The organism is Nocardia suismassiliense (assembly GCF_900269665.1).
Classification (GTDB): domain Bacteria; phylum Actinomycetota; class Actinomycetes; order Mycobacteriales; family Mycobacteriaceae; genus Nocardia; species Nocardia suismassiliense.
Genome location: NZ_LT985361.1, coordinates 5,269,771 through 5,289,680, shown reverse-complemented (window position 1 = coordinate 5,289,680; position 19,910 = coordinate 5,269,771). Strand labels below are relative to the sequence as shown.

The window sequence follows — 19,910 nt, the reverse complement described above, 5'->3', positions numbered from 1 at the left end:
GCGTCACAACTCCTTCAACATCGGGTCGCGACGTGGTCCGACGGTCCTGGCACGGAAGCCGATCAGGGTCGCCAACAGTTCGGCTTCGTACTCTTCGATAGAGGCGTAACTCGATACTCCGCGCGCCGCGCGGACCGTGGTGAGGTCGATGTCGTGATTCAGCGCCACCCCGCTCGTCAGTGTCGACCATTCCACCGCGGAGATCGACGTGTCCTGTCCGTGGTCGAGCAACATATGGCTGACCTCATGCAAAGTTACGTGCAGTTCTACCGCCGGGTCGGCGGATTGCCGAAGAAAGATCACGTCGTAGTCCTTGCACGCCAACCACAGTCCGCACAATCCGACCGGCGCGGTCGTCGGCAGGAGTAATCGCACGATCCGCCGCCCGCGCATGCGCTCGACACACGCGATGAACTCCTCGATGGTCCAGTCCGCGGGCAGTTCCAGCCGGTCGACCACCGCTTGCAGGCGGGCGCGGGTGGAGATCTTTCCCCTAGGTTTCCAGGCGAGGGCGGCGACTTTGCGCCGGATCAGTTTCAACATCGCACCTGCCTCCCCGTCCGAGTAAGGCGGCGCGCGTCGGTGATGTCCGGCTCGTCGGCATAACCGCTGGTCCGAGCTGTTACGCCCGCGTCGAGGCCGGTGGAATCGAGAACATATCCAATCACGACTTCCTCCCCCCGAGCACCTGTGGAGATCTGATCTTGCTCACCGCGCGAACAGCGGCATCATTGCCGCCGGCGCAGTGTCGTTCGCCGAAGTCATCCAGTTCAACGGTTCGTTGAAGCCATCGGTTCAACGGGGGCACGACGTTATCCATTGTTCCGAATTGTCTTCGGGGGCCGGCATGTCGACACGCGTCGACTCGTCGTCATCGGCTTGCCGGGCTCGCCTATACCCTACCTGGCGCTGCGGCCCTGGGTAGGGGGTGTTTTTGGGACACGAATCGCAAACTACGCGTGTGACCTGCATGGACACCGGCGGACGGCAGTGCAAGATCGAACATAGGGGGAGGCGGGGTTTCGGTTCCCCGCGGCTGCGCTCGCCCGCGCGCAGCAGTTTCGGCGACGGCACCAACGCCCGGATGATCACAAGGGCGAACAGTACCCGTTCGCACACCGAAAGATCCTGCTGTCGAACATGTTTCGGCGGACCCCGCGCCACATCGATGGCAGCGGAGCCTGGCCAGGGCTTATGCAACGCATAGGTGCCGCGGTGCGTGCGTCCGCGGCCGGCTTCTTCGCAGGTGTTACGTCTCCGGGGTGTCGTCTCGCTCGGATTCGTGCCCCGGATGTCCGGGGTCGGCGGTATTTTGCAGCGCCTGGAGCAGCCGATCGATCGCGGTCTTCGGGAAGACCAGCTGATACCCCTCGGTGTGGCTGCGTGCGCGCTTCAATTCGATGCCGAGCCGGTCGAGCTCGGTGACGAGATCGACGACCGACCGATGTTTGCGGGCCAGATTCTGCAGTGCGCTGACGCCGCTCTCGACGTCGTCGTCCACCGCTGGTGCGGCGGGCGGCTCGTCGGCGGGCGGCACGAGCGTGCCGCCGTGATACAGCGCCGCGGTCGCACTCCCGGCCGGCAAACCCAGGGCTTCGAGTGCTCGGTTGTACTTCGCCTCCGTGGTGGCGCTTATCGTGTCGACCTGCCCGCTTTCGATCCGGGACTGGACATTCCGCGTAGGACCTCCCAGGTCATGGATGAGCTGGTGTGTTACCAGGTCATCAGGAAGATTTCGCTGCCGGAACGCTTTCAGCTGCCGTCCGAACCGCTGTCCAGCCGACTCGACTTTATTACGCTTCACGGTCTCGCTGGCGCCCAATTCGTCGCCCATGGGAAGCATCGTACCACTTGTTTGCGCAGAGCTGGTCATCATGCACACCTAGCGCCGCGCGGGTCGGTCTCGGTGCGCCGCAAGAGCAAGACCGTGCCCTTACGGCACGTCCGGGCACCGAATACCGTCCACCGCGATGCGCATCGGCGGCGGAGCGACGCACACGGATGCACACGTATGTATTGACATGAGTGGTTGTGGTCGTTAAATTCTGTCCATGAGTGCGGATCTGGGCACTTGACGTGAGGTGGGCACCGATCATGTGGACGTTCAGCGCGACGAGAACAACTCCTGATGACCTGATGCCTGCCTGCGCCGACCAGTCCAACCGCCTCATCGACCACGACGCGTCGCATGCTCGGCGTCTCATCAGCTCGAGTCGACCATCGCACGATCGTGGATCGCGTGCTCACTTTGTTGTATTGAGTTCGGCCAACGATGTCGGTGCCGCCGCGTGCCGCAGCCGACGGGATATGGCCGGCCCGGGGTTCGGCAACGGCCGGGAATGCGAAACCGCCCGGCCGGCGACCGAAAGCCATTCGAATGGCGACCATCTCGTTGCAACAGTCATGTTCTTCGAGGGGGGAACATGACCGCCGGTGATCAATCAAGCCTGTCCGATATCGCCTCGCACACGGGATCGATGCCGCCATTGCGTGCATCGCCACTGCCCAGCGGGTGGTCGATATAAATCCTGATCGGCTCGCGGGCAACAAATGGCGTTGCCCGCGATGTCGATAGTTGTGTGGTTACAAAACGAAGGTAATGCGATGGAATCTGTGCACAGCTCCTCGATCGAGGCCGAGTCGACCGCGTACGAGGGCATAGCCGTCGTGGGAATCGGTTGCCGGTTTCCAGGACAAATTTCCGATGTGAGCGACTTCTGGCAACTGCTGCTCGACGAGCGGGATGCGGTCCGCGAGGTCCCGGAGGACCGGTGGTCCGGCGCTGCCTTCTACGACCGCGATGCGGCAAGGCCCGGTCATCTGCGCACGCGATCGGGTGGATACCTCGACGACGTCAGTTCGTTCGACGCGCAATTCTTCGGCATCACACCACATGAGGCCGCCCGGATCGACCCGCAGCAGCGCCTCTTTCTCGAAACGACCTGGGAAGCCCTGCAGGACGCGGGCATCGTCCCGGAAGACCTGGCGGGCACGAAAACCGCTGTCTACGCGGGCGTCTCCGGCCACGACTACGGCATCATCCAGCTCAACCCGGAGAACCGCTACCTCATCGGTGGCCACACGATGACCGGTGTCACGAACTGCATCGTGGCCAACCGCGTCTCCTACCTGCTAGACCTGCGCGGCCCGAGCATGACGGTGGACACCGCATGCTCGTCCTCGCTCATCGCCATCCACCTGGCCTGCCGCAGCATTCGCACCGGTGAGGCGTCGATGGCGATCGTCGGCGGCGTCAGCACGCTGCTCATCCCCGAGGCGACCATCGGATTCAGCCAGGGCACCTTCCTCTCGCCGGAGGGCCGGTCCAAGTCGTTCAGTGAGAACGCCGACGGCTACGTGCGCAGTGAGGGCTCCGGCACGATCGTGCTCAAGCCGCTGTCCGCGGCCATCGCCGACGGCGACCGCATCTACTCGGTGATCCGCGGCAGCGCGACGAACCAGGACGGCCGTACCAACGGCATCTCGGTGCCGAGCGAAGACGCGCAGGCGCAGATGATCGAGGACGCCTGCCGCGACGCCGGCGTCGCGCCCGCCGACATCAGCTATGTCGAGGCGCACGGCACGGGCACCTCGGTCGGCGACCCGATCGAGGCCCGCGCGCTCGGCAAGGCACTGGCGCCCGGGCGTAATGGCCACGGCCCCTGCATCGTCGGCGCGGTGAAGTCGAACCTCGGCCACCTCGAGTCGGCGGCCGGCATCGCCGGCGTCATCAAGGCATGCCTGGTGCTGTCCAACGGCGAGATTCCCGCGAACCTGCACGCGGAGGTACCGAACACCTCGATCCCGTTCGAGGAGTTGGGCCTGCAACTGGCCCAGTCCCGGCAGGCGTGGCCGAACGGGCGTCCGCGCCTGGCCGGTGTGAACTCCTTCGGCTTCGGTGGCTCGAATGCCCACGTGATCCTGGAAGGCCCGCCGGAAGGTGTGGCCAAGGAGGACACGGACGCGGCGAACACGAACGCGGACACCATGACCGAGCGTTCGGCGACCGAAGCGGCCGAGCCGGTGCTGTTCGCGCTCAGCGCGAAGACCAAGGACGCGCTGCGCGCCTACGCCGACAGCTACGCCGACTTCCTGGCGGAGCCCACCACGAAGCTGTCCGCCATCGCGGCCACCCAGGCGAAGACGCGGGCGCACTACGACCACCGGCTCGCCATGGTGTGTTCGTCCACCGACGAGCTACGCGACGCGCTGCGTGAGGTAGCGCGGGGCGCGGCGCCGGAGGTGCTGCGCACCGGCGTGAAGGCGCCGACCACCTCGAACATCGCTTTCGTCTTCTCCGGCCAGGGCCCGCAGTGGTGGGGCATGGCGCGTGAGCTGCTCGCCACCAACGAGGTGTTCCGCGCGACCGTCGAGCGCATCGACGCCGAGCTGAGCAAGCACGCCGACTGGAGCGTCATCGAGGAGCTCGGCCGCGACGAGGCCGACAGCCGCATCGGTGAAACGTTCATCGCCCAGCCCGCCGTCTTCGCGGTGCAGCTCGGCCTGGCGGCCGTGTGGCAGAGCTGGGGCATCGTCCCCGCGGCCGTGGTCGGGCACAGCATCGGTGAAGTCGCCGCGGCCTGTGTGTCGGGGGCGTTGTCGTTCGAGGACGCGGTGCGAGTCATCTTCCACCGCAGCCGGGTTCAGCAGCAGGCCTCCGGCAAGGGCAAGATGCTCGCGGTCGGCCTGACGCACAGCGAGGTGGAGGAGCGCGTCGCCGGGTATCGCGGGCGGGTCGCCATCGCGGCGCTCAACGGCCCGCAGTCGGTGGCGCTGGCCGGTGATCCGGACGCGCTCGAGGAGATCGAGCGTGAACTGAGCGCCGAGAAGATCTTCTGCCGCATGCTCCAGGTCAGTGTGGCGTTCCACAGCCATCACATGGATCCGCTGCAGGACGAGCTGATTTCGTCGCTCGCCGGGCTGGAGTCCGGTCCTGCGACCATTCCGATGTACTCAACGGTCTCCGCGGACATCGTGCCGACCGGTGGGCTCGATGCCGAGTACTGGTGGCACAACGTGCGCGAGCCGGTGCGGTTCGCGCCGACCGTCGATCGCCTCATCGAGGACGAGCACCTGGCCTTCGTGGAGTTGGGCCCGCACCCGATCCACGCGACCGCCATCTCGGAGCTGCTCGCGCAGCGCAACGCCGAGGGTATCGCCGTCGCCTCGCTGCATCGCAAGCAGAGCGATCGCGTCACCCTGTTGTCCTCGCTGGCCTCGTTGTATGCCGCCGGGTTCGACCCGGCGTGGGGCGCCCTGTTCGACGGGGCCGGCGAGCGGGTACCGGTGCCGTTCTACCCGTGGCAGCGCGAAACCTATTGGGTGGAAACACCTTCGGCCCGCGAACGGCGCTTCCCGTCGCTGAACCATCCGCTGGTCGGTGCGCAGGGCCGGGCCGCGGACGAGCCGGACAAGCACGTGTGGGAACTGGTGCTCGACCCGGCCGTGTACCCCTGGCTCGACGATCACCGGGTGCAGGGCCCCATCGTCTTCCCGGGCGCCGCCTACCTGGATATGGTCCTCGGTTGCGCGGAAGACGCGTTCGGCCCGGGCCTGTACTCGCTCGAGGACGTCGAGTTCCGCCGCGCGCTGTTCGTCTTCGACGACCGTCCGGCCCCCGTCGTCCAGGTCGTGCTGACCCAGTCGATGCACTACTCGGTGTACAGCCGTCAGGACGGTGACAAGGACTGGACCCTGCATTCGGTCGGCACGCTGCGCCGCGGCGCCCCCGCCACCGAACTGCCGGTGCCGTTCGCCGAGCTCGAGGCGGAGTGCCCGCTGGAGATCGAACCCGCGAAGGTCTTCGCCAAGCTGCGCAACAACGGCCTGATGCTCGGCCCGACGTTCAAGGCGATCACCAAACTCGGGTACGCCGAACTGAAGTCGCTCGGCCGGATCGACACCCCGGCGGCCCTCGAAGACGAGGCGCCCCGGCACGCGATCCATCCGGCGGTGCTCGACTCGTGCTTCCAGTCGCTGTCCATCTCGATGGGCAACGACCCGAACAACGAGGACAAGACGCTCTACCTGCCGGTCGAGGTGAAGCGGCTCAGCTTCTACGCCAAGGCCACCGGCCGGGTGTACTGCTACGGGCGTGCGCAGGTCAGCGACGACATTGCGTACTGCCACGGTGATCTGTGGATCGTCAACGAAGACGGAACGCTCGTAGCGGAACTCGAAGGCTTCCGCGGCAAGTCGATCACCACGACCACCGAGGACAGCGACGCGCTGCTGCAGTGGCTCTACGAGTTCCGCTGGCACCAGGCGCCGGTGCGCACCAAGACCCGCCTGCCCGCCGCGCTGCCCTCGGTCGAGGCGCTCGACACCGCCGTCCAGCCGCTGGTCGACGAGCTGCGGTACTGGCCGGTCAACCGCGAGTACCACGCGGGGACCGAAGCGGTGATGGACCGGCTCTGCATCGGGTATGTGACCGAGGCCTTCTACGAGCTCGGCATGGACCTCACCGCGGGCCGGCGTTTCACCGTCACCGAACTCGCGGCCGAGATGGGCGTGCACGACAAGCACCACCGCTACCTCGCGCGTCTGCTGGAACTGCTGTCCCAGCACGGGATCACCGAGAAAGACGGTGACGCATGGCGACTGCTGGTCGTGCCCGAGCGGTTCGACACCGCGGCCGAGCTCGCCCGGCTGAAGGAAAAGCACTCCGAGTGCGAGCCCGAACTCGCGGTGCTCGGCCGCTGTGGCACGGACGTGGCCGCGGTGCTGCGCGATGACGTGAATCCGATCGAGCTGATCTTCCCTGAGGACGAGTTCCAGTCGGTCGCCGACCTGTACGGTCCGTCGTTCTCGTTCGGCAAGGCCAACCGCATCGTCAGCCAGGTCGTCGCCGGGTGCGTGGCCGCGCTGCCGAGCGACCGGCCGATCCGGGTGCTCGAGATCGGCGCGGGCACGGGCGGCACCACCCCGTACGTCCTGTCCGAGCTGCCGCCGGAGCGTGCGGAGTACGTGTACTCCGACATCACGCAGCTGTTCCTCGGCAAAGCGCGGCATCGGTTCAGCGAATACGACTTCATCGACTACCGGGTGCTCGACATCGAGCACGACATCGAGGGCCAGGGTTTCGACCCGCACTACTACGACATCGTGGTGGCCTCGAATGTCGTGCACGCCACCGAAAGCCTGACGGCCACCCTCGAAAACGTGCAGCGCCTGCTGACCTCGCAGGGTCTGCTGCTGGTCGTCGAGGCGACGGTGCCGCCGCACTGGGTCGACCTGACCTTCGGCATGACCGAGGGCTGGTGGAAGTTCAACGACCACGACGTGCGGCCCGATTACCCGCTGATGCCGGAGGCGAAGTGGCGGGAGTTCCTGCCCAGCATCGGCTTCGAGGGCGTGCAGATCTTCTCCGATATGGCGACACCGGAGGAGACCGGCAACTCGGTGATCCTGGCGCGCACCCCGTCCATCGATCTGGCGCCGCATCAGCCGCGCATCGATCAGGCGCCCTGGGTCGTGCTCGCGGACGCGGACGGTGTCGGCGAACGCTACACCGCGCTGCTCGGCGAGGCAGGCTCGTCCGGCGTGATCGTTACGCGCGGTGCCGAATTCGAGCAGGTCGACGCCCGCACCTTCCGGGCCCGCCCCACCAGCAGCGCGGATCTGCAGCGCGTGCTGGAGCAGGTACGGGCCGACGCGGGTGACGTGGCCGGCGTGCTGCACCTGTGGAACCTGGACTTCGCGGGGACCGAGCTGACCACCGAGCTGCTGGCCGCGGTGGAGAGCGACGGCGCCTACAGCGTGATCGCGGCGGCCCAGGCCGTCGAGGAGCTGGACTGGGCGCAGGCCCCACGGCTGTGGGTGGCCACTTCGGGTGCACACGTGCTGGATCGAGCGGAACGTGTTGCGCTGAGCCAGGTGCCGAGCTGGGGCATCCTGCGGGTGACGTTGAGCGAGCACAGCAGTCTGCGTGCGAAGATCTTCGACTTCGATCCCACCGCGTCCGCCGAGCAGCGGGCCACTCAGCTCTTCGACGAGCTGCTGCATGTGGATGCGGCGGACGAGGAGATCGCCTTCCGCGGCGAGACCCGGTTCATCGACCGCCTCGAGCATGTCTCGCTCGCCGAGTTCGAGGCCTCGGTCGCGACCCCGGCGAAGGTGTCGGACGAGACCCCGTTCGCGCTGGCGGTGCCGGCCGAGCCGGGGGTCGAGCAGTTGCGTTACGAAAGGCAGGAGCTGCCTGTCCTTTCCAGCGGCGAGATCACCATCCGGCCGCTGGCCACCGGCCTGAACTTCCGCGACATCATGCTGACGCTCGGCCTGCTCTCCGCGGGCGCGACCTACGGCGGGTTCTACGACAACAACCTGGGCGTGGAGTGCGCGGGCATTGTCACCGAGGTCGGGCCCGACGTGACCGGACTGGCGGTGGGCGACCGTGTCGTCGCCTTCGCCCGCGGCTGCTTCGGCAACCTGGTGGTCGCCGATGCCCGGCGGGTGTACCCGGCACCGGCGAGCCTGTCCGATGTCGAGGCCGCGACGCTGCCGATGGCGTATCTCACCGCGTGGTACGCGCTGGTGGAAGTGGGCAGGCTGCGCGCGAGCGACCGGGTGCTGGTGCACGCGGCCGCCGGCGGCGTCGGCCTGGCCGCGGTGCACATCGCGCAGTCGTTCGGCGCGACGGTCGTCGCCACCGCGGGCAGCGAGGAGAAGCGGGATTACCTGCGCTCCTTGGGCATCGAGGATGTCTTCGACTCCCGGTCGCTCGACTTCGCCCAGGAGATCCGGCAGCGTTACGACGGTGTCGACATCGTGCTCAATTCGCTGCAGGGCGAGACGATTCCGAAGAGCCTCGAGCTGCTCCGTCCCCGCGGCCGCTTCCTCGAGATCGGCAAGAAGGACATCTACGACAACTACAAGCTGGGCCTGAAGCCGTTCGGCAACAACCTGAGCTACTCGGCGATCGACATCGACCGGCTGCTCGGCGAGGACCCGGCGCTGTGCCGCGAGGCGATGACCAAGGTGATCGAGGCGGTCAACGCGGGCACCCTGCCCGCGCTGCCGCACACCGACTTCGACGCGACCGACGTGGCCGCCGCCTTCCGGTACATGGTCACCGCCAAGCAGATCGGCAAGATCGTCGTCGAGTACCAGCCGGACACCGAACTGCTGGTGCACCCGACGTCCGACGGTGCGGAGACCTTCGACGCCGACGGCACGTACCTGATCACCGGTGGTTACAGCGGTTTCGGTCTGCGCACCGCGGAGTGGCTGGTCGAGAAGGGCGTCCGCACCGTGGTGCTGGTCGGCCGCCGCGGCCAGATCGACGAGGAGAACGCGGCGCCGATCGAGGCGATGCGGGCCCAGGGCGTCAACGTGGTGCTCGAACGGGCCGACGTGTCCATCGAGGCCGAGGTCGAGGGCCTGCTCGAGCGAATCGCCGCGCTGCCGCCGCTGCGTGGGATCTACCACGCCGCAATGGTTCTCGCGGACGGACCGCTGGCGGGCATGACCGAGGAGCAGTTCCTGCGCACCGTGCAACCCAAGGTCGACGGCGCGTGGCACCTGCACAACCACACCCGCGACCTGGAGCTCGACGCGTTCGTCATGTACTCGTCGATGAGCTGGAACGTCGGCACACCCGGCCAGGCGAACTACGCGGCGGCCAACGGGTTCCTGGAAGCCCTTGCCACGCACCGCCGTGAGCTCGGACTGCCTGCCCTGACCGTCAACTGGGGCGCCCTCGCCGAGGTCGGTTTCGTGGCACGCAACAAGCTCGACACGCTGGCCCGGCTCGGCTGGACGCCGATCCTGCCGGACCACGCGCTCGACTTCGTCGGCCGGTGCCTGGCCCAAGGTGTCACCAGCACCAGCGTTTTCGGCGTCAACTGGGCGAAGATGAACCAGGTCATGCCGATCATCCGGAGTTCGCCGCGGCTGGCCCATCTGGCCATGGCCGACTCCGTCGGCACCGCGAGCACCGGCGGCACCGAGGGCCTGCGCGCCGAACTGCTCGAACTGGAAGAGGACCTGCGCCAGCCCCGGCTGGTGGAGGCGCTGTCGCAGCAGATCTCGCGGATCTTCGACATGCCGATCGACCGTCTCGCGCACGACGTCGCGCTGACCGACCTCGGCATGGACTCGCTGATGGCGGGTCAGATCCGCAACGCGCTGGCCAAGCACCTCGATATCGACTTCCCGACCATGGGCCTGATGCGCGGACCGACGCTCATCGAGCTGTCGAACGAGGTCCTCGCCCAGGTGTTCGGTGAGGCGACCGGCGTCCTGCCTGCCATGGCGGAAAACGCAGGGCCGCAACGCTGGATCCATACGGTGAAGGGCCGGTCCAGCACCGCGTCGCTGCGGGTGTTCGCCCTGCCGTTCGTCGGTGGTGGCGCCTCGGTCTTCACGCCGTGGCCGAACTTCCTGCCGGACACGGTCGAGGTGGTGGGTATCCAGTACCCGGGCCGCGAGGATCGGGTCAACGAGGTCCCGATCGACTCGATGCCCGAGTTCATCGAGGAACTGGCCGACGCCATGTTGCCGCACCTGGATCGCACCTTCGCGATCTACGGGCACAGCATGGGCAGCCTGCTGGCCTACGAGCTCACCAAGTATCTCGAGCAGAACTACGCCGAGGTCCCGCTCAAGCTGATCATCGGCGGCTGGCCCTCGCCGGCCCTGGTGGAAAGCTACGTGCGCAACCTGAAGCACATCCGCGACGGCTTCGACATGGATCGGGAATCCGACAGCCGGGTGCTCGAAGTGTTGCGCGACAACGAGCTGCTCACCATCCCGGTCGAGGACGAGGCCTCGGTGAAGCCGATGATGCCCGCGGTGCGGGCGGACCTGAAGATGCTGGGCGACTACCGCTTCGAACACGGTGTCGCGTTGCGGGCGCCGATCACGGTGCTGCGCGGTGCGGAGGACCACCTGTTCGAGGCCGACCAGCTGCAGGGCTGGGAGAAACTGACCAGCGGCCGGTTCGAGCTGAAGACCGTGCCCGGCGGCCACCTGTTCATCCAGAACCCGAGTGCCCAGGTGATGCGCACGATCGCCGACGAACTGTCCGCCGACGATGCCTTCCCGTCCTTCACCAGCCTTTTCGAAGAGCGCTGACCAGCTCGAACGGAGTAGAACGATGAAACCGATCGAACGTTACGACGTAGTGGTATGCGGCGGCGGCCTGGCGGGTTTGACCCTGTCGCGCCAGCTCAAGCGGACCATGCCCGACCTGACGGTGCTGGTGCTGGAACGGACCACGGGCGACATCCCGGACGGGGCCTACAAAGTCGGTGAGGCGACCGTCGAAGGCGGCGCGCACTACTTCACCGAAAAGCTCGGCCTCACCGGGTATTTCAACAAGCAGCACCTGCACAAGCTCGGGCTGCGCCTGTTCTTCGGCGATCAGCACGGCCCCTTCGAGAACCGGCCCGAGATCGGGGCGCGGCGGTTCCCGCGGGTGCCGTCCTATCAGGTCGACCGCGGCATCTTCGAGCGGGATCTGCGGCGCGGCTCCAAGGATCTCGGCATCGATCTGATCGAGCAGGCCAAGGTGACCGAGATCGAGCTGGCCGACGGCGAGGACGATCATGTGGTCACCTACGAGGTGGCCGGCGAGGGGGAGCGTTCGGTGCGTACGCGCTTCGTCGCCGACGCCTCGGGTCGCGGAAAGCTGTTGCAGCGCAAGCTCGGCCTGAGCGCGCCGAGTCCGCACAAGATCAACGCGGCCTGGTGGCGCCTGCGCGGCGAATACGACGTCGAGGTGATGGCGGACGCCAAGAACCCGAACTGGTATCCGAAAACTCAAGAGCGCCGGTGGTTCTCCACCAATCACCTGATGGGCACCGGCTACTGGGTGTGGATGATCCCGCTGGCCTCGGGCAATACCAGCATCGGCATCGTGACCGACGAGCGCATCCATCCGTTCAAGACGTACTCGACGGAGACCAAAGCGAAGCAGTGGATCGCCGAGCACGAGCCGACGCTGGCGAAGTTCACCGAGAACGCCGAGCTGCTCGACTTCCTGGTGCTGCGCAACGCCAGTTACGCATCGACGCAGGTGTTTTCGCACAACCGCTGGGCCTGCGTGGGTGAGGCGGCGGTCTTCCTGGACGCGTTCTACAGTCCGGGATCGGATTACATCGCCTACACCAACACCATCACGACCCGGATGGTCGAACTCGACCGCAAACGTGCGCTGACCCCCGACGTCGCGGAGACCTACAACAAGCTGCTGCTCGAGGATCTGTGGCCGAACTACCTGCAGATGTACAACGACAACTACCAGATCTTCGGACACGCACCCGCGATGTTCACCAAGGTCATGTGGGATACGTCGTTCTACTGGGCGCTGCCCTCGCAGATGTTGTTCCGTGACTTGCTCACCAGCACCGACGCGGCGGCGGAGTTCCACCCCATCGCCCAGCGGTTCCTCGGCATCCAGACGCGCATGCAGGCGAATCTGCGTGCGTTCGCCGCACAGGCCCCGCAGCCGGACAAGTACCTGTTCGTCGAGTACAGCAAGGTACCCATCTGCGCCCAGCTGCACCTGGATCTGCTGACCGACAAGACGCCCGAACAGACCTTCCGCGATATGCGCAGCAATGTCGACCGGTTGGAGGCGTGGGCGGACTCGTTCGAGCAGGAGATCGCCGCGAAGGTGGACCTGCCTGCGCAGCCGGCCGAGCCGGCCTTGCAGGCCTCCGTCCAGTAACGCGTTCGTCCGACAACACCGCGGAGGCGGGAACTTGACGCAATTCGAGGGCCGGGTCGCGGTTGCCACCGGTGGCAACCGCGGTATCGGCAAGGGGCTGGGCCACCGAATCCGGTCCTACGGAACCGTCGCGCGGGGCCTGCTCGAAGGAGCAGGCTCGCACCGGACGCTGGCACTCGAGCTCGAACGCCGCAGTGGGCAGCCGGGTCAGGCGGTGCGTCCCTTCCTGCTCTACGGAGATCAGCAGTTCGATTACGCGCAGGCCAATCGGCTCGTCAACCGGATCGCCCACGCGTACCGGGCCAACGGCCTGCGCAAGGGCGACGTGCTCGCGCTGCTGATGGAGAACCGCCCGGAGTTCATCTGGCATTACCTGGCGGCCGGAAAGCTCGGCGTCGTGGTGGCTTTCGTCAATACGCGGGCCAGGGGCGACGGACTCGTGCACGCACTCACGGTGTGCGGGGCGAACCACATGATCGTCGGTTCGGAGTGCCTGCCCGCGTTCCTGGCGGTGCGCGACCGGGTGCCCGACGAGCTGCGCGACCGCTGCCTGGTGGACGAGGACGTGCAGGTACCCGCTTCCGACGCAACGGATCTGGCCCGATTCGAGCCGAGCGCGTCGTCCGATGATCCGGCGGAGACGACGCAGCACACCCTCGGCGACACCGGCGCGTACATCTTCACCAGCGGCACCACCGGGCTGCCCAAGGCCGCCGTCATGAGCTACACCAGGTTGACGACTGTCGGACGGATCACCGGCGCGCTGGCCTGGCGGCTCGAACCCGGCGACATCGTCTACAACTGCCTGCCGATGTTCCACACGAACGCCTTGGTGATCGCCCTGTCGAGTGTGCTCACGCACGGCTCCACCTTGGCGCTCGGCCGCCGGTTCTCCGCAGGCACGTTCTGGCACGACATCCACCGTTTCGAAGCGACGGGCTTCAACTACATCGGCGAGATGTGCCGATACCTGGTCAACACCCCACCCGGCGACCGCGACCGCGGCCATCGGGTCCGGGTGATGGTCGGGCAAGGGTTGCAGTCCGATGTCTGGACCGCGATGCAGGAGCGGTTCGAGATTCCGCGGATCGTCGAGATGTACGCGTCCACCGAGGGCAATATCGCCACCATCAACCTGGCAGGCACGGTCGGGTCGGTCGGCAAGCTGCGCCTCGGCGGCAAGCTGGCGAAGTGGGACTTCGAGCAGGACGACTTCGTTCGCGACCGCGGGCGCCTGGTCGAGTGCGGGCCTGGCGATACCGGCGTGCTGCTGGGGCCGATTCGCAAGCGCACCCCGTTCGGCGGCTATCGGGACGAAAAGGCCACCCGCGCAAAGGTTGTCACGAACGCTTTCCGCGAGGGCGACGCGTTGTTCAACACCGGCGACGTGTTCCGGATCGACGCCGAGAAAAACCTGTTCTTCGTCGACCGGCTGGGTGACACCTTCCGCTACAAGGGCGAGAACGTGTCGACCACCGAGGTACAGGAGCAACTCGTCCGGTTCCCGGACATCGCCGCCGCCAGCGTGTACGGCGTGCCGATCCCGGGCCGCGAGGGCCGGGCCGGCATGGCGGCGGTCGTGCTCGCCGACGGTGCGCGGTTCGACGGCGCGGCGCTCGCCGCGTACCTCGACGAGGCGTTACCTGCTTACGCACAGCCAATTTTCATCCGGATCCGCGCGTCGCTGGAAACGACCGCGACCATGAAGCTGGCCAAACTCGCTTTGCAGCGTGAGGGTTTCGCGCCTCGCGAGGGGGAGACCATCTACGTGCGCGACGCGGGGGACCGCGCCTACGCGGAGCTCACACCGGAGCGTTACGAGGCACTTGTCAGGGGACATCAGGGGGCTTCAACCCAGGAAAGAACCGAGGTGCCATGACATTAGAAGGAACCTTCGACTCGGCGGACGCGCCTGCCGCCGAGCCCATCGTCGTCCGGACGTCGGGGACCGGGCCGCCGGTCGTGCTGGTGCACGGCGGCATGCCCGCCCCGATGACCTGGGCCGCGCAGCAGGAACTCGAAGCCGCCTGGTCGCTGATCGTGCCGAACCGGCGCGGTTTCATGCCGAGCCCCGCTGCGCCGTCGCAGGACTTCCTCGCCGACGCAGACGATTTGGTGGAACTCATCACCGACGTGCCCGGCGGCGTGCACCTCGTCGGCTTCTCCTACGGCGGTCTCGGCGCGTACCTCGCGGCCGAGCGCCTGCCGCACCTGGTTCGCTCGCTGACCCTGATCGAGGCGCCGCTGTGGAACGCGGCGCCGGAGGACGAAGCCGTGCGGGCGCTGGCGGACCTGGCCGACCGCTTCGCCGCCGCCCCGGACGACGTCGCGGCCGAGGACGAGTTCCTCGCGCTGGCCGGGGTGAATCAGGAAATGCTGGCCGGGGTGAGCGACGACGTGCGGCAGGCGATCGAGCTGGGGCGCAAGCTGCGTTCCCCCTGGGAGGTCAAGCCCCGGTTCGAGGCGATCACCGACGCGGGCATCCCGACGCTGGTGTGCTCGGGCGAGCACAATCCCGCGCTCGAGCAGCTGTGCGACGCCCTCGCCAGACACCTTGGCGCACAACGGGTCCGGTTACCCGGTGCCGAACACGCCGTGCAACATGCCCCCGGATTCAACACGATATTGGCAACATTTCTGACAGCCGCGGAACAGAGCCGCGGCAATGGAGCAGGAGGCACCAATGAGCGATGAGGCGACGATCCACGGACACGACAAGGTCCTGGAACACACCATCGAGCTGTTTCGCAGCTTTACCCCGCCCGGCGTCACCCTCCAGCTGCCACCGCCTTCGGCGAAGGAAATGGACATGCAGTTCGAGGAGTACGTGCCCGGTCAGTCGCTGACCGCGACGGTGGTGGCGCCCCCGTCGTATGCGAACGCGGTGGGAATCCTGCAGGGCGGCTTCATCTCCGCGATGTTCGACAACCTCATCGGCCCGCTGAGCTACCTGACCGCACGGGGTCCGACGACGTCGCTGGAGCTCGGCACGCACTTCATGCGCACGGTGGTCACCGGCGAACGGCTGAAACTGACTGCCACCGTGCGGAAGCCGGGACGATCGGTCATCTATCTCGTTGCGGACGCGCATAACAAGGACGACAAGCTGGTGGCCACGGCGGTGTCCACCGTGCAGGTGCTAACCATGCCGAAGCCGTAACCGAGTGCCCACCTTCGCTGGCGAAGGTGGGCACATCTTTCCCCCTCAGCGAGGTTTTACGATGCCCTCTCTACTCGAAGTCACGACGCAGTTCTTTTTGCAGGTCGCCGTTATTCTCGTGGCCTGCCGCCTGCTCTGGCCGCTGTTCCGGCGGCTGGGTCAGGTCCAGGTGGTGGCGATCATGGCCGCCGGCTTCGTCTTGGGGCCATCGGTTTTGGGCGCGATCTGGCCGGCCGCGCAGGAATGGCTTTTTCCCACGACATTGGCGGTGGGTGCGGAGACGATCACTCATCCGAACCTGACCGCCATCTACGTCGTCGGCCAGCTCGGTCTCGTGCTGTACATGTTTCTGGTCGGTGCCTCGTTCAAGCTCGACATTCTCCGGTCGCATCTGGGTAAGGCAGGCGCCACTTCGGCCGCGGGTATCGGCGTTCCGCTGCTGCTCGGCGGCGTGCTCGGCGCGTGGATGGTGAGCCAGGGCGGCTACTTCACGAGCAAGGTCGGCACCTGGCAAGGCGGCTTGTTCGTCGCGGCAGCCGTTGCCATCACCGCGTTTCCGATGCTGGCCTGGATCATCTACGACTCGGGTCTGCTGAACACCCGGCTCGGCACGATGTCGCTGTCGTGCGCGGCGGTCGACGACGCCTGCGCCTGGGTGCTGCTGGCGACGGTGATCGCCACGACCAAGGACAGCATGTCCGGCGCCGCGCTCGCGTTGGGTGGCGGCCTGGCCTATCTGATCTTCATGATCGTGGTCGGACGCCGCTTGCTGTTGCGGCTGAACACCTGGGTGCCGCGCTCGGGCGATCGCGAACACAGCGGTGGTCTCGCCGTCGGTCCGCTCACCGTCATTCTGCTGGTCGTGCTGCTGGCGAGCTGGTTCACCGATTACGTCGGAATCTACTCCGTCTTCGGCGCTTTCGTGGCGGGCACGGTGATGCCGCGTGGCCAGTTGCTCGATACGATCCGTGAGCGTTTCGAACCCTTGGTCGCGTATCTGCTGTTGCCTGCCTTCTTCATCTACTCGGGGCTCAACACCGAACTCAGCCTGATCTTCGAGCCGAAGGTGCTGCTGGTCGCGGGCATCGTGATGGTGGTGTCCTTCGCGGGCAAGTTCGGCGCCATCGGCCTGGTGGCGCGCTGGCAGGGGATGGGCTGGCGGGAAGCGGGCGCGATGGGCGCGCTCGCCAACGCGCGCGGCTTGATGGAGCTGATTCTGCTCAACATCGGGCTGGGCGCGGGCCTGATCACCGGCCAGCTCTACACGATTCTCGCCTTGATGACGATGGTCACGACCTTCGTGGCCACGCCGGTGATGCGAATGTTCGAACGCAGCGGCTGGAAGGAAGGTGTTGTCTTCGGACCCACCGGCGAAGAACCACTGCCGGCGGAAGAATCGCGAACACCGGAGAAACCGGTCGATGTTTCCCGCGCACCTGTGGCTGACGGTCCGCCATGACGCTCGGGTTCAGATCGGATCAGGAAAACCAGCTGCACAACGGTCGTCGCCGCCGGGTCGGGATACGCACGCCTGCTGTGGTCCAGGAGCGGACCCTGCTGGTCGCCTCCGACTTCCCTTTCGCCCGAACGGATTTCGAGGACGCGGTCGCGGTGCACGACGGTTTCGCGCTGGCGGGGACCTGCGCTTGGCGCGAGGTGGTGGACCGGACCGCGCGCTGGCGGCCCGACGTGGTGCTGCTCGATGCCTCGGTGTCGCGCCTGGCCGGGCTCGCCCCGACGGTGACCCGGCTGCGCGAACTGCCGCATTCGCCGATGATCACGCTGCTGGTGGAGCACGGCGCCGCCAAGGCGGATGTGGACCTGGTCGACGCGGTGGTGGCGATGGAGCGCGGCGCGGACGAGGTGCTCAAGGTGCTGGAGGTGCTGATCTCGGGCACGGTGCTCGCGATGGCGCCGCAGCAGAGCCGGGTGCACGCCGGGGTCACGATGGATTACGAAGTGCGGCAGCGTCTTTCCACGCTGACCAAGCGGGAGCGGGAGATTCTGCGGCTGGTCGTCGACGGACTGTCCAACCGGGAGGTCGGGTCCCGGTTGTTCATCAGTCCGGAAACGGTGAAGGAGTACGTCAGCCGCATTCTGGCGAAGCTCGAGGTGACCAGCCGGATCGAGGCGGCGGTGGCGGCCGTGCGCGCGGAGTTCGACAATGGCGACTGGTAGCCGATCGGTGCGATCGCTACTGGCTCGCCTGCGCGACCGAGCGGATGGTGTCGGCCACCGCGGCCAGCGCCATCAGGCGCACCAGGTCGACGTCGGCGGTGACGGATCCCGTTGCGGCGGTGATGAATCCGTCGCCGTCGAAGCGGCCGTGCGGCGGGGTGAGGGCGCGCGACAATCCGTCGTGCGCGCCTTGCGCGACGATGTGACAGCCGATCTTGTCCAGCCGGGCGTTGGTGACCACGACGCCGATGGTCGTATGCATCCGCGCCGCGGGATCGACCAGGCCGCCGAGTTGGGTGACCGAGTCCAAGGCGATCTCGGCGAGGCCGTCGTCGATGTCGCCGAAGGCGTTGACCACACACAACGCGCCGACGACGAGGTCGTTCCAGCGTCGTTCGGTGTAGGCGAGGCCGCCGGGCTTGCGGTCGGCCGGCCCGCGCCAATGTGCGGTGTATGCGCCCGCGCCCCCGCCGATGCGACCGGCCAGCACCTGCTCGCCGGTGCTGGCACAGGCCGCGGCATAACCGTGCTCGGCCGTCGGCCGCGCCTTTGGGTCGCCCACGCTCAGATCGAACAGGGCGAGCGCGGGCACGATCGGCACCTTGCCGCCGGGAGTCGGTATGCCACGCCCGATTTCCTCGAGGTAGCGCATGACGCCGTCGGCGGAGGCGAGGCCGAAGGCCGAACCGCCGGTCAGCACGACCGCGTCGATGCACGGCACGGTCTTGTCCGGGGCGAGCACGTCCAATTCCCGGCTGGCCGGTGCGCCGCCGCGCACCTCGCAGGACGCGACCGTGCCTTCCGGCAGGATGACGACAGTGCAGCCGGTTTCGCCGAGAGGGTCGGTCCAATGGCCGACTCGAATCTCCGGAATGTTTATCGTCATACCCACCTCGGCTCAGGAATTCTCGTTCGCGATCACGACGAAGAAGTCGTCGGTAGTCGTGGGGAAGCCCATTTTGTGCACGTCGGTCGGCAATGGCTGATAGTCGAACAATTGCCGCTCGTTGTATGCAAACAACTCCGCCCCGGTCCTTCCGGCAGAATATATCGTGACGCTCTTGGTCCACGCTACTTGGCTCGGATCGGTCACTGGTCGAAGTGCGACATTTTTGTATCGGTCGGTGTCGTCGGTGTCGCGATAGGGCGGCCGAATGGCCGAATGGCGGTTGGCGAGCCAACTTTCGTCCGAGTAGTCGGGGGCATCGGCGTCGGTTCCCGCGAAAACGGACACCCACGGACCCCACGAGGGCAGGTTCTCCGTCGGGGCCGCCACGCCCTCCGCGCGGCTTTGCAGATGTTTGCTGAATTCATCATCGGCCGCGGCGCCGGTTTCGGTCAGCACGTGCGGGCGGTCGGCGGCCAACGACGTGGCCGCCACGGTATCGCGGCCGTCGAACGTGACCACGAATGCATTACTCGAGTCGGCTATCACCAGGTGGAATCCGGGCATCCGCCGGGCGCCGTCGAGAGCGGGCAGCAAGCGTGTCTCCAAGAGTTGAACGGCGTCTCGTGCCGAATCGGCAGTCACACAATCCATCGGCAGCCCGCTCGCCGCGACGAATTCGTCTCCGATCGCGGTGTCGGCGAAAATCCGGCAATAGACGCCGGTGCCGCGGTGGAAAGCGAGCCACGAGCCGCCATCGATATCGAGACCGCCGACGACCTCGGCCGGCACCGGGGTACCCGCGTCACGGATCGTGAATACTCGATCGCGCAGACTCGGATTCGCGAACCAGTGCGGTCCATACGAAAAGCGGTGTGCCAGCCCGAGTTTGCGGGCCGCTTCGTAACCGTGCGGGCGATGTATCGACTGGTCGCGGGACTCGATGGCGACGAATCTCGCGTTTCGGCTGTCGAGGAGGAACAGGCAGGTGCTCATGGTATTTCCGTCTCACGTCT

12 protein-coding genes are annotated in these 19,910 nt (G+C 66.7%); 8 read left to right on the top strand and 4 right to left on the bottom strand.

All coding sequences use genetic code 11. From position 1 onward, the window contains the following. Positions 1–3: 3 nt before the first annotated feature. The gene (locus DBO33_RS23485) at positions 4–543 is read right to left on the bottom strand and encodes a hypothetical protein (protein WP_107656980.1); all 540 of its coding nucleotides are present in this window, start codon (positions 541–543) and stop codon (positions 4–6) included. 706 nt (positions 544–1,249) lie between these two features. Further along, positions 1,250–1,834, bottom strand: a complete 585-nt coding sequence (locus DBO33_RS23480) for a hypothetical protein (RefSeq protein ID WP_107656979.1) — start codon at positions 1,832–1,834, stop codon at positions 1,250–1,252. A gap of 260 nt (positions 1,835–2,094) precedes the next feature. Between DBO33_RS23480 and DBO33_RS42950 the strand changes: the two genes are divergently transcribed. From DBO33_RS42950 to DBO33_RS23445, 8 genes are all read left to right on the top strand, one after another. Further along, positions 2,095–2,427 (top strand): hypothetical protein, encoded by a 333-nt coding sequence (locus tag DBO33_RS42950; protein WP_159080444.1) that lies wholly within the window; start codon positions 2,095–2,097, stop codon positions 2,425–2,427. Positions 2,428–2,604: 177 nt separating this feature from the next. Beyond that, on the top strand, positions 2,605–11,073 hold the full coding sequence (locus tag DBO33_RS23475; protein WP_159080443.1) for a type I polyketide synthase: 8,469 nt from the start codon (positions 2,605–2,607) through the stop codon (positions 11,071–11,073). Positions 11,074–11,095: 22 nt separating this feature from the next. After that, positions 11,096–12,670 (top strand): NAD(P)/FAD-dependent oxidoreductase, encoded by a 1,575-nt coding sequence (locus DBO33_RS23470; RefSeq protein WP_159080442.1) that lies wholly within the window; start codon positions 11,096–11,098, stop codon positions 12,668–12,670. A 34-nt stretch (positions 12,671–12,704) separates the two neighbouring features. Continuing rightward, the gene (locus tag DBO33_RS23465) at positions 12,705–14,549 is read left to right on the top strand and encodes a long-chain-acyl-CoA synthetase (protein ID WP_159080441.1); all 1,845 of its coding nucleotides are present in this window, start codon (positions 12,705–12,707) and stop codon (positions 14,547–14,549) included. Beyond that, entirely contained in the window at positions 14,546–15,364 is an 819-nt protein-coding gene (locus DBO33_RS23460) for an alpha/beta fold hydrolase (protein WP_107656975.1), read from the top strand. The genes DBO33_RS23465 and DBO33_RS23460 overlap by 4 nt, the downstream gene beginning before the upstream one ends. Then, positions 15,354–15,830 (top strand): PaaI family thioesterase, encoded by a 477-nt coding sequence (locus DBO33_RS23455; protein WP_159080440.1) that lies wholly within the window; start codon positions 15,354–15,356, stop codon positions 15,828–15,830. Before DBO33_RS23460 ends, DBO33_RS23455 begins: the two co-directional genes overlap by 11 nt. 61 nt (positions 15,831–15,891) lie before the next feature. Further along, complete coding sequence (locus DBO33_RS23450; RefSeq protein WP_107656973.1) at positions 15,892–17,289, top strand: cation:proton antiporter; 1,398 nt, start codon at positions 15,892–15,894, stop codon at positions 17,287–17,289. After that, complete coding sequence (locus DBO33_RS23445) at positions 17,286–18,008, top strand: LuxR family transcriptional regulator (protein ID WP_107656972.1); 723 nt, start codon at positions 17,286–17,288, stop codon at positions 18,006–18,008. Before DBO33_RS23450 ends, DBO33_RS23445 begins: the two co-directional genes overlap by 4 nt. Before the next feature lie 16 nt (positions 18,009–18,024). Here the strand turns inward: DBO33_RS23445 and DBO33_RS23440 are convergent, their stop codons facing one another. Together DBO33_RS23440 and DBO33_RS23435 are read right to left on the bottom strand one after the other, a co-directional pair. After that, positions 18,025–18,894, bottom strand: coding sequence for a P1 family peptidase (locus DBO33_RS23440; RefSeq protein WP_107656971.1), 870 nt, complete (start codon positions 18,892–18,894; stop codon positions 18,025–18,027). Between the two features lie 12 nt (positions 18,895–18,906). Then, complete coding sequence (locus DBO33_RS23435; protein WP_107656970.1) at positions 18,907–19,890, bottom strand: NRDE family protein; 984 nt, start codon at positions 19,888–19,890, stop codon at positions 18,907–18,909. Positions 19,891–19,910: the final 20 nt, after the last annotated feature.